This is a genomic window from Leptospira fletcheri (genome assembly GCF_004769195.1).
Taxonomy (GTDB): Bacteria; Spirochaetota; Leptospiria; order Leptospirales; family Leptospiraceae; genus Leptospira_B; species Leptospira_B fletcheri.
The window spans coordinates 52,679-66,154 of record NZ_RQET01000003.1; the positions used below are offsets into that span (position 1 = coordinate 52,679).

10 protein-coding genes and 2 pseudogenes are annotated in these 13,476 nt (G+C 41.6%); 5 read left to right on the forward strand and 7 right to left on the reverse strand.

Annotation, left to right across the window (positions count from 1 at the left end):
• Position 1 precedes the first annotated feature (1 nt).
• The 3 genes from EHO60_RS03260 to EHO60_RS03270 are packed head-to-tail and all read left to right on the forward strand — an operon-like array spanning position 2 to position 4,504.
• The gene (locus EHO60_RS03260; RefSeq protein ID WP_135766752.1) at positions 2 to 2,974 is read left to right on the forward strand and encodes an efflux RND transporter permease subunit; all 2,973 of its coding nucleotides are present in this window, start codon (positions 2 to 4) and stop codon (positions 2,972 to 2,974) included.
• Between the two features lie 16 nt (positions 2,975 to 2,990).
• On the forward strand, positions 2,991 to 3,818 hold the full coding sequence (locus EHO60_RS03265; RefSeq protein WP_135766753.1) for an MORN repeat-containing protein: 828 nt from the start codon (positions 2,991 to 2,993) through the stop codon (positions 3,816 to 3,818).
• Positions 3,815 to 4,504: a hypothetical protein gene (locus EHO60_RS03270; protein WP_135766754.1), complete on the forward strand. Its 690-nt coding sequence runs from the start codon at positions 3,815 to 3,817 to the stop codon at positions 4,502 to 4,504. The genes EHO60_RS03265 and EHO60_RS03270 overlap by 4 nt, the downstream gene beginning before the upstream one ends.
• 15 nt (positions 4,505 to 4,519) lie before the next feature.
• On the opposite strand, the gene EHO60_RS03275 is transcribed toward EHO60_RS03270, so the two are convergent.
• The 4 genes and pseudogenes from EHO60_RS03275 to EHO60_RS17360 all read right to left on the reverse strand — a co-directional run.
• The gene (locus EHO60_RS03275; protein ID WP_135766755.1) at positions 4,520 to 5,377 is read right to left on the reverse strand and encodes a hypothetical protein; all 858 of its coding nucleotides are present in this window, start codon (positions 5,375 to 5,377) and stop codon (positions 4,520 to 4,522) included.
• Between the two features lie 691 nt (positions 5,378 to 6,068).
• A complete protein-coding gene (locus tag EHO60_RS03280; RefSeq protein WP_135766756.1) occupies positions 6,069 to 6,698 on the reverse strand; it encodes a hypothetical protein in 630 nt (209 codons plus the stop codon).
• Positions 6,699 to 6,734: 36 nt separating this feature from the next.
• Positions 6,735 to 7,256 carry a hypothetical protein gene (locus EHO60_RS03285; RefSeq protein WP_246028117.1) on the reverse strand — a complete coding sequence of 174 codons (522 nt, stop codon included), beginning with the start codon at positions 7,254 to 7,256 and terminating at the stop codon, positions 6,735 to 6,737.
• A gap of 139 nt (positions 7,257 to 7,395) precedes the next feature.
• Positions 7,396 to 7,758: pseudogene (locus tag EHO60_RS17360) on the reverse strand (RDD family protein); the annotation flags it as partial.
• A gap of 1,276 nt (positions 7,759 to 9,034) precedes the next feature.
• Between EHO60_RS17360 and EHO60_RS03295 the strand changes: the two are divergent.
• Positions 9,035 to 10,018 carry a hypothetical protein gene (locus EHO60_RS03295; RefSeq protein ID WP_135766757.1) on the forward strand — a complete coding sequence of 328 codons (984 nt, stop codon included), beginning with the start codon at positions 9,035 to 9,037 and terminating at the stop codon, positions 10,016 to 10,018.
• A gap of 46 nt (positions 10,019 to 10,064) precedes the next feature.
• A complete protein-coding gene (locus EHO60_RS03300) occupies positions 10,065 to 10,721 on the forward strand; it encodes a S1 family peptidase (RefSeq protein ID WP_167880145.1) in 657 nt (218 codons plus the stop codon).
• A gap of 124 nt (positions 10,722 to 10,845) precedes the next feature.
• Here the strand turns inward: EHO60_RS03300 and EHO60_RS03305 are convergent.
• The 3 genes and pseudogenes from EHO60_RS03305 to EHO60_RS17185 form a co-directional block, all read right to left on the reverse strand.
• Positions 10,846 to 12,061 (reverse strand): annotated as a pseudogene (locus tag EHO60_RS03305) (IS3 family transposase).
• 382 nt (positions 12,062 to 12,443) lie between these two features.
• Complete coding sequence (locus tag EHO60_RS03310; RefSeq protein WP_135766759.1) at positions 12,444 to 12,974, reverse strand: RDD family protein; 531 nt, start codon at positions 12,972 to 12,974, stop codon at positions 12,444 to 12,446.
• 282 nt (positions 12,975 to 13,256) lie between these two features.
• Positions 13,257 to 13,476 (reverse strand): hypothetical protein (locus EHO60_RS17185; protein WP_210409313.1); only part of this gene is annotated, 220 nt, incomplete at its 5' end.

Below are 13,476 nucleotides of genomic sequence, written 5' to 3' on the forward strand. Positions count from 1 at the left end.
TATGCAACCAGAGAGCCGAAATCGAAATCTGAAACGACCTCTTACAGTAGCCATGTTTTTTGCAGGCCTGTTGTTGTTCGGGGTCCTTTCCTTTTTTCAGGTTCCGCTGACTCTCTTTCCGACTTCGGACTATCCTGGATTGACGATCTCCGTGGAATATCCGGGAGCGGATGTCGGTACTGTGGAAGAAACGCTAACGATTCCGATTGAGGAGATCATTTCCAGCGTGGGCGGGATCGAGGAGATTCGTTCCTCCGCGGAACGAGGTAGGTCCGAAATCAACGTGGAATTTCAGAAAGGTTCCGATCTGGATCTGAAGGGATTAGAGATCCGGGAACGAGTGGATCTCGTATCGGGTCGATTTCCGCGGGAAGTGCATAAGCCGATGATCTATCATTATGATCCGGATCAAAAGCCGGTACTGATTCTTTCGCTAGAAAGCGATAAGTTCGATTTTACGACCCTACGGAGTATTGCGGATAACGAACTGAAACGGTATTTGGAAAATATAGAGGGCGTGAGCAAAATCGCTGCGTCCGGCGGCAAACTCCGGGAAATTCTGATCGGCTGTGACATGCAAAAGCTTCGGGCCTACGGTTTAGACCTGCATGAAATTCAGAAAGTACTGCAGGCAAACAATCGATCCGCCTCCATTGGTTCGGTACGATCGGAAGGAAACCGTTTCAACATGTTCTTGTCCGGCAAGTACCGTAATTTACGGGAGATCCAAAAACAGCCCATTCTTTCCAAGGAATCGGGTAAGACGTTTTTTTTGGAGGAGGTCGCCGACATTTCCTACTCTTTTCGGGACGAGTCCAGTTCAGCTCGGATCAACGGAAAAGACACCGTTAGCGTTTACGTTTATAAATCTTCCGTAGGGAATCCCCTTCAAATTTCTTCCGACGTCGATAAGACTTTAGCGGAGCTGAAACTCCCGCACGTCAAATTTAATATCGCTTACGACCAGTCGGATACGGTCCGCAAAACTTACCGTAATACCGCTATTTCCGTCGTGTTCGGTATGATCGCTCTGGGAATTTCCCTCTTGGTTCGAAAGAAATACGGTAACTTCGAAGTTTTTTCCACTTTACTAGTTCAATTTATCGTAATCTTTTTTTTGTTCCAATTTCTGCTGTTCGTCTTTAAGGCAAACTACGACATAATTGTCCTTTGCGCAGAAACGATCGGATTCGCTTTGTGGATCGTACTTTATCCTTTTCTGTCCAAAGGAGGAAAATACGGGGAAGAATTCGACTTCGAACATACCGCGGGAGAATTTTTGTCGCTTGTCATCATCGTTCTTTCCCTTTGTTTTCCTCTCTACTACCTGGATCGAGACACCGGAGAATCGACATTACGATTCGGGACGTTTCTTTCCCTGTATCTTAGTCTCTGCTATTTTTCTTTCGGCCCTTTGCACAGTATTCTAGATCTTGCACGGAGGAGATTCCAGCGCAATTATACGATGATTCCTATGGAAGAGTCCGATTCCTATACGAGTCTCCCGGATTTTCCCTCTCGTTTCCATCTTTCTCGGCGGCGACTCATTCCTGTGTTTTTGGTGATCGTTATTTTGGGGATTTGGAGATTCGTTTCGGTGGAAAAAGAATTGTTCTACTCGGTGGAAAACCGAAAGATTTTGGGTTTTGTGGAGCTCCCCGCTGATTTTAATTTTCCGCAAACGGACGCGATTACAAAGGAAGTGGAGAATAAGATCCTTCAGTTCCCTGGAGTTACCGAAGTTGCGTCGCGGATCGAGCCGGGGCATTCCTTTTTGGTGATCACTCTAGACGAGGGTAAAATCAAATCGGACGAATTTATCAACGGTATCAAAAAAGAAGTCGGCGGTTTAAAGCCTGCTTTTTGTTACTTTTCACGGGAATCCGAATCCTCCAAATTCAAGGAAGTAAAGATCGATATTTTGGGAGATAATTATAATCGCCTAAACGATTTGGCGCAGGATTTGGCGGGAAAAGCTTCCTCTATCTCCGGAGTGGAAGACGTGATCCTGAACTATAAGGCCCCCAGGGACGAATTAGAGCTTTCTCTGAATCATCAGAAAATTTCGAATTCCACTTTGAGTAACTCGGAGGTCGCAGGCTTTTTGAAAACGGCGATCCAAGGTTCGGTTATTTCTAAATTCCTGGATGATAACCGGGAATTGGATATTCGCCTGCGCGCTCTTAAGGAATTCAGGAACTCCCCCCAAAGTTTGGAAAAGTTGGTCGTTAAAAACCAAATGGGGAAATACATTCCCGTCCCCGAACTTTCCTCAAAAAAGGAGTCCCGAACCCCTACGAAGATCTTCCGAAAAAACAAAAAAAGAACCCTATCCTTTTCCATTTTGAGTTCGGGGCTTTCTTTTTCAGAGATCAAAAATTCCGTACTTAAAGAGCTCGGTAAGGACCTTCCCGAAAACTATTTTATCGAATTAGGCAGGAATATGGAGAGGATCGTGGAGACAGAACGTCGTCTTTACGGAGTTTTGGGTTTTTCCTTTCTTTTGATCTTCATGATTTTGGCGTCCTATTTCGAATCATTTTTTAAACCCTTGCCGATTTTACTCGCGAGCTTACCGATCTTTTTCGCGACTTTGATCCTGGCTTCTTTCGTCTTCGGCTCGCTTTCTCTTCCGGTTTATCTCGCATTGCTTCTCACGGTCGCGGTCGTATGTTTTCAATCTCTATTTTTGGTCAGAAATCCGAAATTGAAGTCGGCAGGTTGGGGTAGGGAGTCCTTTCTCGCGGTGTCGATTTTTTTCCTCCCTCAGATTCTGTTTCCTAGGGAAGGAGGTAAATTCCTGATGGAATTCGAAGTTACGATTCTAGTCGGAATGGCATGTTCCATGCTCGGGCTTTATTTCGTTCGCTTCCAATCTTCGACGTCGAACGAGAAATTATCCGTTTCCGAAATTGTCTCCGTAGTTTCCGAACCTATCTTGTCGAAACGCAAGACCAAAAAGAAAACCAAATGAGTTTCGAGGAATCTTTATGAAGAAAAAAAAAGAACCCAAAATCACGGAATCCCCGGCGCCTCGGACGTTTCAGGCTCCACCATCGTCTCAGATAGGAGAAGGAAGAAAAGGTTTCGTTCCTTTTTTGAAATCCATTGCAGCGATTGTGTCCTCCAGATTCCGCGCTCTGTCCGGATCGATTAGAGTCGCAGTCGCCATCGTTTTTGTTGCAGTGATTTTTCTGTTTTTACGGTCGTGGGGAAATGCCAAGTGCATCTCCGGAAACTGTAAGGACGGTCTCGGCTCCTTGGAATATCGTAACGGAGACATTTACGAAGGGATGCTGAAGGATAAGGTTCCTGTCGGATACGGAGTGTACCGAAATCCCCAGGGAGATTATTTTCAGGGTAGTTGGTTAAACGGGCTCAAGCACGGCGAAGGCGAATATACTTATCCGAATGGCGCCAAATATGAAGGTACGTTCGTCATGAATCATAAACAGGGAAACGGAACGTACACTTGGGCTGATGGTACCGTTTTGAAAGGTTATTGGTTGAACGATGAACCGGAAGGGAAGGCAGTTTTACGACTACCCGACGGCACAAGCCTCTCGGGAACCTATTCCCACGGTGTGATTTCCGAAGGGGAAGGAATTTATATGTATGTAGACGGTTCCAAATACATTGGATCGTGGAAAGGAGGAAAAAGAGACGGATTCGGCACTCTCGTTTCCCCCGAAGGTTTGATCGTATTTCGCGGAACCTGGGCAATGGACCGTCAGTTAGAACAAAGGGAAGAACGAATCGTCCCGAAAACGGAACCGACGACTCCGACAAAAAAACACCATAAAGGAAAAAGAAAATGAAACTGAATTCGGAATCCATTCGGACTTTTTTGACAAACAACATATACACGAGATACTTGTTTAGGAATTGGGCTTTCGGCGCGGATCCGAGATCCGTTCAAGAGCTTTCTCCTTCCGAATTCCTGAAGCAGACCGTTCAGATTTTCTGTCTATTCCTGGGGACCTATATCCTATTCAATCTATTCGTTTCCTTATTCAATCTTCCTTACTTGGAGGAATATTCCAGGCAGATGAGGGAGTTTTATCTTCAGAAGAAGATCGCTTGGTCCTTATATCTGATGAACTCGTTTCCCTATAGTATCTTTTTCTTGTCGGGCTCTTTGATCTTGTTTCAGGTATATGCGGCAGGGAGTAGTTATCTGGCTCTTTGGGTTCTGGGGGAGAAGGAGCGTTCTTTTGCACGAATTTTAGGGATCGCTTTTTCGTCGGGTCTGTACGTTCTTTTGACTTTTTTTCCCGTCCTGATTCTGTTTAATATCTCGCCTGCGAGCATTCGCACAGACGTATTTCAGATGGTAACTTTTTTGAGCCTGAACGGAATCCTTTTCTTTTCGGGTGTGATCCTTCAGTGCTTTTTTTATGTTCGGATGTGTAGAGTCGTCTTCGACCAGAATTATGGAAGAGCGATTCTGACTTGGCTTTTTCCGTTTTTCCTGTTCTTACTGGTGATTATTACGAATCTTTAATTTTAGAGAGGGAATTTATCTGATTTCCCGTAGGAGATCCTCAGTGCGCAACTCGCGGTACCGAGTCTTCCAATCGATCGGGGGTGTGGTAAAGGTTCCGTAATGTCCGCAACGGGCACCGGAGGGGTTGGCCACGATATACACGCATTCCGTGTAACGAATCTTTTCCGGCAAGCGAGCAACAGTATCTTTTTCGGTCTCCGAGTATTTTACGACGTAGCGTGTGGGTTCTCCGCCGAAGAGGTCCCAAAATCCGCTACCGAATTCCCAGAGACTGGGAGAAAATACATATTCGGGGGTCGGAGGAACTTGCACTCCGGAGCATTCGGAGAGTGCTTGTCCGGTTCGTTCCGCAGCTCCCTTCCAGAGGATTTTACGTATGAGAGAATCCGAATACTCTCCGGCTACGTAAGTCCCGAAGCGTTTTGTACATTCCTTTCGGGTTTGAGGATCCTGGATAATCACCAGGTATTCTGCTAATCCTAGGTAATCGGGAATCAGAAGCAATCGAATCGGAACTAGGGTAATCTTCGTGAATTGGCCTTCCGATCCTCTTTCCTTATAGTCGGCGCCCCAGGCTTCGAGGCTTTTTCGCGTGCCCTTTTCTAGGAAGGTCAGATCAGAGGCCTCGAGGGTTTGTTTTTCGATCCACTTATTGTTGACTTTTATCATCGGCGACTCGCGGTAATAGGGATAAAACAAAGCCTCTTGGAATCCGGCCGGTTGTCGGATTTGTAAGATGACTTCTTTTTTGAGGTCCGGTGTAAGTGCACGAGGACGTTTTTCTTCTGTCGTGGAACAAGCGGAGAACGTTATGTGAAACAGGATTACAATCGCGATATGTAGTAGAGAGGGTCGAGAAGATTGCGTCATTCGATTCTTGCCTTTTTTGTGAGGAATTTTATGTTCGGAGGTGAAAGCGCGAAGTCAAGTTCGTTTTTGCGGATGCCGGACGTAACGATATCTTTTGAAGCAATTGATTGCTTTATAAGTCGTTGGTTGGAATCTGGTTTTTAGGGGAACGAATTTGCGAATATATGAATCAAATCCATAAAATAGCAGTCTCAATTTTCTTCGTCTTTCTTCGTCTTTCTTTCTTGCAAGCACGGTAAAAGTGAAACGGATTCGGTCATCAACAACTTACTATTGTTGAATTCCAGTTGCATGTTCGGGGCGGGAACGGTTTCCACCAATCCCCGGATTTTAAAATTGGGCCAGGTTAGTCCCGACAATATCTACACGTATAACGCATATTATTTGATTAATATTCAGGCAAATCAAAGCGTAAGTTTTTACTCCACGTATACGACTTACTTTTTGGAGGCAGCACGAACGCAGGAATTAGAATTGCCCCCGAGAAATATTGTAAGAACGTAGATGTAGCGACCGGTCTTTCTCTCCAAATGACGTCCTCTTCAGCGAACAGTGTTGCATATAAATTTCCCATCGCATTTTCCGGGATTCTTATGGTTCAGTATACGTACCAGAACCCCAGTACCCAACCTATTGTGAGTCCGACGGATATTTCGGTTCAGATCTTCTGATGGAGAAGGGGTGTATTGCTTCAAAGAAATCTTATATTGTAAAATAGGTGGGTTTCTTTTAAAAATTTCGTGAGTTCATTCAGGTCTTTCGCCAAATACATAACGTACACGTCGGCTACTTGATCTTTGTGTAACACGACCAACATACAATATGTATATTTTTTATCATATTCCGGATTCAATATTAAATGGGAACTGCTGCCCCAGTCGGCGCCAAACTCATCTTTCACCGCTTTTTCGGGAAACGGCTTGGAGCCCATTATATTTTCCGGTTTGCCGGCTAAATTTTGTAAATTCATAATAAATTCTTTTAGATAGTCGTCTTTCTTCGGAGGGACGAGGATCGCTTGTGGATAATTTTTTTTAACTTCTTCGAACTCCTTAAGATATTCGGGAATCGAGATAATCTTATATCGGATTTCGATCTCTCCATCCGTTGATTTTATCGCATAGTTGTGGCGAAAAGGTATTTCAGCATCCACAGCCACAGGTGTAAATTTCGGTGGAACTACTTGGCGAATTAAAAGGCCATTTTTACGCAGTATGGTTTGAAAATTATTCGTTTTTTCTCTTACGCTAGCGGTTCCCAAAGATTGGCAATCCGCCGTCCCTAAAGACAGTACAATCAACAAGATAGCTATTCCTTTCATACGTTTCCTGAATCGTTTAGTTCTTTAAGGTGAAGATCATTTTTTCTTGGCGGCTTTATCTTCCGTAAAAAGATAGTATCCTATTCCGACATCTCTTGGAGCGATTTGTAAGGCGGGGCCCAGTTTAGAGTCATTGACGATTAATATCTTTCCATTATCCAAATATCCAATGATTACCAACCAACTTGCTTCATTTGGTTTTGTTTTTTTCCTTTTTGCGAGAACAGCATATCCCTTTTCTACTATCGAGCTTGCTTGCTGACCAAAATTTTCCGACTTGATTTCCGTCAAAAATACTTTCCTTTTATTTTTGAAATCGCGATCCGCCAGCAGAATAATATTATTTATATCCGATTCATATTGAGAGGTATTTCTCTGAACCCAGCCTAAAGACATATCGGGATAAATTTGTTTCAGCACAGGTTCGAGAGCATAGAAAAAATCGACATATTCTGCTTCGGTTTCAAAACGCAGAACTATACGAGAGTCTTGGCCATCTATAGGTGGCAAGACTAATACAAGGTAGAGAACGCAAAAAAGTTTAACCAGTGACTTCATCTTCCCGAACCAACTATTTATTAGTAATTGCGGCTACTAAGGCTAAAAGAAAAATTTCCAAAGCAAATGTTACGACTGCAATCCCAAATCTTTTTACGCTCATCTTTTCGCTAACTGCTTGCAAATCTAATATCTTGTCCTAGTAAGATTCCTTTCTCTTGATTACCGTGAGAGAATAAAGTAGAGTAAAAAAACTTAACCCCGGTATCCATAGACCGTATCCAAAAAGCATCACCGCAAAAACTCTAGCTACGGAAGTTGAATATTTAATTTTTTCTCCGTTTTTCCTTATAACTTGATTTCCTAAAAGGTATTTACCGAAAGTAGAACCAAATTTCCAAATCAATAAAGATTCGAAAAGCGGCCATACCAAAAATATCGCTACGACTCCTGCAATGTTTAGTCGGTTTATCGGCGCATTATTTGCTCCGGAATAAATTAAATATACAATAAAATTCGATGCAGGTAAGTATAGGAATATATTAAGGAATCGCGCGAACCACCTACGAAAAGGAACCTTTCAGCTTCTTCCAATTTTTGACTCCGTCTTTGCCATCAATGATTACAATTTTTCTTTCTATACCCACTAAATCCACCACTTTTCCCGATTTAGGCAAATTAATCCGTTTCCATTAAATCAGTTCCGAATCTTTTCATTTTTCATGCTGCCGCAGAAAGAATATTGATCAAAGTGGGGGTACTAGTTTTAACGAAGATAATATTAGGTATGTTACCGTAGTAGAATAGAATACTAGTCCAATCGCAATAAATATATATTGAATCCAGCGGTAATTACTTTTAACAAGCATTGCCCCTGCCTCTTTGATTTTCCAATATTCGTTGATGTCCTTTAATAGAGGCAAATAAATGACGAATGAACAAGTCGAGATGATCCAGAACGGATCCGGTAGCTTTTGCGACAGAACAAATAAGATCAGGGCAACGCTCATTGCCACGGGAGAATAGTCGACGCGGATTCCCTTCGAGAATAGAAATATCTTGTATCTGCTGAATAGGCTATATGCATAAAATGGATATAGCAATGTTCTTATTAAGGGAAAAATCTTTAGATCTTGCTCATTTTTGAGAAATTTCCAGTTTTTATAAATCCAGTAGTATTGATAAAAACCGAAGGTTGATAAATTGACCAAGATGAATTTCCATTCGGGTATTATCTTAGATCTTATCTTTTTGCCCGTTTGATTGTCAAAAGAATTCATTTGTCTTTGACTGCCGTCCTTAAATGATAAACCGTTTTATTTATTTTAATGTATTATAAAGTCAATCCACAATGCTATTTTTTCTTTGCATGTAAGTGCGAATTCAATTGGTATTCTTTCAATGATAAGTAAATCAAGGGCATTTCGAAAGACGTGGGTTTTTGAAGCTTTTTATTTTTCTAATTAGTAAGATTGTTTTCTGTAGAAGTAGATAGATATCTCTTTTATTCTTTGAATTTGCAAAGAATTTAAGACTTTATTGCCATCGCGTTAAAATCGGTTGCAATGAAACGATTTATGAATTTTAACCGATTTTTCGAAAATAATTTTCGAAAATAATTTAATATTGATTGATAAATTCATACATTCGCAAATGCTGTTTGTAGAATAATTTTTTATTTTGAGATCATATATCGATTTGTCTCGCACATACCAAATTTTTATCCCTTAGGAGATATTTCGATTTGCGAATGTGGTTTTACTAGAGATGTTCCGAAATTCGTTTTCATGAAGGGCGGTATTGGGTTTTTTAATTAAGAAATTGAAATGGAGAAAACTATGATTCAGAAAATTAGCTTATTATCAATTCTGACAGTCCTGATGCTTTCCGATTGTAAGCCTTCAGGCAAAAACAATGACGAAAACACGGCATTAGCTTTACTGATGGCCGGGAGTTCCCAAGCGCAGGTTACTTCGGGACAATTGATCGCTTCGATGACCGCGGGAACGGGTTCGGTTTCTTCTGCAATTCAAGGCGGTCAGGTTGCGTTTTTAAAAACGAAATCGGAAAAGAAACAATTAATCGCAAATGTTATGAAGATCGTTGAAAAAGAAAGAAAGCAAAAACTTCTGGGATCATTCATTGAAACTGCTCTTCAGCATACGGGCGGTTCTTGCACAACTACTAGCTGCAATACAATACTCAATGGAACTGCATCTTGTGGAGGAATATTGAATCAAGGGTCAGGAACTTTGACCGCCAATAATTTGCAAGTAACGCTCAGCCAGAGCGGAACCACCTCAAGTTTGCCTTTAACTGTGAATTTTACTGCGAATGGAGGGCTGACATTAAACAATTGCACGACGATGACAAGAGATTGGATCAATTACCCTAAATATGTTACAACGACAGCTTCCGGCGATTTGACTCTGAATGATTCCGAACAATACGTTTATAGTACCATATCGCTGGCTAACTTTCCCCAAACTACAATCGGGTCGCTTGCCGTTAGTTCTACTGTATCCAGTACGAATCTGTCCTTAAACGGTGGCGCTCCTACTGTGTCTAAAATAGCCTACAACGCAAATGTGAATTTTAACACCCAGGTGACTGCAGGAACTAGTACGGTGACTTATAATAGCACGACTAATAAATATTCAGGAACTTTCACAATGTCTGTCACGGACGTGTTGACCGGAAGCATCTCTGCGACTGGAAGTGTCAATGGTTCTCCAGTAAACGTTTCGAAGACGTTTAGTAACACTACGACTAGCTATGTGGTCTTTTGCGATTTATCCACATTTACGTGCTCGGTCAAGTGATCATAGCCTTCCGCCTTTGCTCCAAAATATAGGGGCAAAGGTCTTTATGAATAAATGTTTCATTCTATTTTTAACTTCCTATTCTCTTGCTTATTGTAACATAAATCAAGATTCTTCCTTCCATTCTCTGGTGGAAGGATCGATTAAAAACGATATTGAGTCTCGAATCGTAACGATTTATAAGGATTCCAATCAACGCCCGAACGGAACGGGATTCATTTTAGATCAAAGCGGTACAATTTTAACTGCGTTGCACGTATTCTTTCCCGGGGACAAGATCCAGGTAGCAATGGAGCAAGAAAACCCTTCGGCTGCCACATTGAAGAAGAGCGAGCCTCTTTTCGATTTAGGTTTATTATCTTCCGCTTTATCGGCTCCGACAAGAGCATTAGAATATAGAGAAAGGGTAGATCTATCTGTTGGAGAAAGAGTCTGGACAATTGCGAGCCCCTATGGGTTACAAAGTTCGTATATGGAAGGAATCGTATCCCATTTGGATCGACGTGGGATATCAAATCGTTTTTCTAATGTACCTCTGATTCAAATCCAAGGAATTTCTTATCCGGGGGCAAGTGGTGCGTTGGTATTTGATAGAAAGGGTAGAGCCATCGGCATGATCATGGCTACTTTCGGGTTTGATTCGGGCAATGGTATCGGTCTCGTTTTACCAGGCGCCTATATTCAAGTTTTTCTTAAGAAATAAACAATTATTATGCGGTGATTATATTCATTTATAAAAAACGATCAAATCTTGCGGCAACACACGACTCATCTGTAATCCTTTTAAAAGGAGCACGAAATATTGGGTTTGGAGTTACCCCTAAAAATCATACAACCAAGGCTAACTCAGATTCAATAAATTCCTTTGGCGACATCATGTTGAGTCCTTTATGAGGAGCAAATTTGTTGTAGTCGTCAACCCAATTGTGAAGTTTCTGAAGAACTTCCTCAGCACTATCTAAACTGTTTACATAAGCGTAATCCCTCTTGAATGTCTTTACAAATGCCTCTGCCATGCCGTTGCTTTCTGGAGAATAAGCCGGTGTGTTTGTTGCAGACTTCGAATCCCAAACTTTCTATAAAATTTACCGTTGCTAAAGCCGTATATTGAGGACCGTTATCCGATAAGAACTGAGTGGAAGGAGCTTTCGAGTCTCCGAATCTTTGTTCCTTAGCTTTAAAGGCCATGTCTCTAATCATTTCTCCGTCGATTCCAACTGTGGAACCCACGTAATTGATGATTTCTCGATCATGGCAATCCATCACAAAGGCTACCCAGACAAGACGTCCGTCCCAACAACGAATACCCAAGATATCAGAACACCAACGTATATTGCTTCTAAGGGCGATGATCTTGCCTTCATGAGTTCGTTTTGGTCGAGGAGCGTGGCGCTGCAAGAGGAGGTTATTTTCCTTCATGATTTTGTAGATCCGCTTGTGATTCACGCGAGGAAGGCCATTATTCTTATTGATCCGATTTACAAGCGCTGTTACTCGAGGATATCCGTAGGTAGAACGAACTTCACAAACCCCAAACACAGTTTGTTTTACGTATTCTTTGAATTCGTTCACAGGTTTTCTCGTTCTACGAAAACTAGCCTCGTAATAAAAGATCGATCGGGACACTCCTAATGCCTCGGCTATTCTTGTCATTGGAAACCTTCGATTCCTGCTAATGGCTTTTGCGAGATCAGTTTTTTTATGAGCAAGGATGACCGCTTCCTTGAGTATCTCCACTTCTTCCGTCTTGCGCCCAAGTAGTCGTTCTAAGGTATTTATCCTTTGCTCAAGCTTTTTGACTTCTGACTCGGGAACCAGATTTTCTTCGTTCTCGATCCCTTTATTTGCGCCGCTTTCCATAAACCGTCTCCACTGGAAGAGTTGATTTGGTGCTATATTATGCTTTCTCGCAACTAAGGAAACAGAATTTCCCGGCTCATAGGTCTCTCGAATAATTGGTTCTTTTTCCCGAACCGACCACCTTCGTCTCCGCTAAACTGAGGTGATTACGTGAACCGTTTCATTACTACTAGTATTATTCATAGTATTACTCCTATCTCTAAGGAGCTAACTTTGGTGTACGGTTTTAAGTGGGGTAACTACAGAGGCTACTTGCGGGCCAAAATTTTCAGACTTTACCTGCGTCAAAAATATCTTCTTTTTATTTTTGAAATCACGATCTGCCGGTAGAAGAATATTGTCCAGATCCGATTCATATTGAGAAGTATTTCTCTGCACCCAGCCTAAAGTCATATCAGGGTAAATTTGTTTTAGTACAGGTTCAAGAGCGTAGAAAAAATCAACATACTCCGCTTCGGTTTCAAAGCGCGGAACTATACGAGAGTCTTGGCCGTCTTGTAGGTGCCAAGATTAATACAAAGTAAAGAACGCAAAAATAACCAGTGACTTCATCTTTCTGAACCAACTATTGATTCGTAATTGCAGCGACTCGGGCTAAAAGAAAAATTTCCAAAGCAAATATTACGGCTGCAATTCCAAATCTTTTTGCAGTCATCTTTTCGCTAACTACTTGCAAATCTAATATCTTGTCCCAGTAAGATTCCTTTCTCTTGATTGCTACGAGAGAATAGAGTAGAGTAAATAAACTTAACCCAGGTATCCATAGGCCATATCCAAAAAGCATCACCGCAAAAACTCTAACTACGGAAGTTGAATATTTAATTTTTTCTCCGTTTTTCCTTATAACTTTAATTCCTAGAAGGTATTTGCCGAAAGTAGACCCAAATTTCCAAATCAACAAAGATTCGAAAAGTGGCCATACCAAAAATATCGCTACGATTCCCGCAATTTTAAGCCGGTTTATCGGCGCATTATTTGTTCCGGAATAAATTAAATATACAATAAGATTCGATGCGGGTAAATATAGGAATATATCAAAGAATCGCGCGAACCACCTACGAAAAGGAACCTTGCCACTTCTTTCAGCTTCTTCCAATTTTTAACTCCACCTCTGCCAATCAATGATTACAATTTTAAAAAATTGCTTCAATTTTCCTTTCTCTATCCACTAAATCCACCACTTTTCCCGATTTAGGCAATTTAATCCGTTTCCATTTTTCTATATCCGTTAGATCAGCTCTGAATCCTTTCGTTTTCCATACTGCCGTATAAAGAATATTGATTAAAGCGCGAGTACTAGTTTTAACGAAGATAATATAAGATACGTTACCGTAGTAAAATAGAATACTAGTCCAATCGCAATAAATATATATTGAATTCAACGGTAATTACTTTTATCAAGTGTTACCCCCGCCTCCTTGATTTTCCAGTATTCATTGATGACCTTTAGAAGAGGCAAATAATTCATGAATGAACAAGTCGAGATGACCCAGAACGGATCCGGTAGCTTTTGGGGCAGAACGAATAAGATCAGGGCAACGCTCATTGCCACGGGAGAATAGTCGACGCGGATTCCCTTCGAGAATAGAAATATCTTG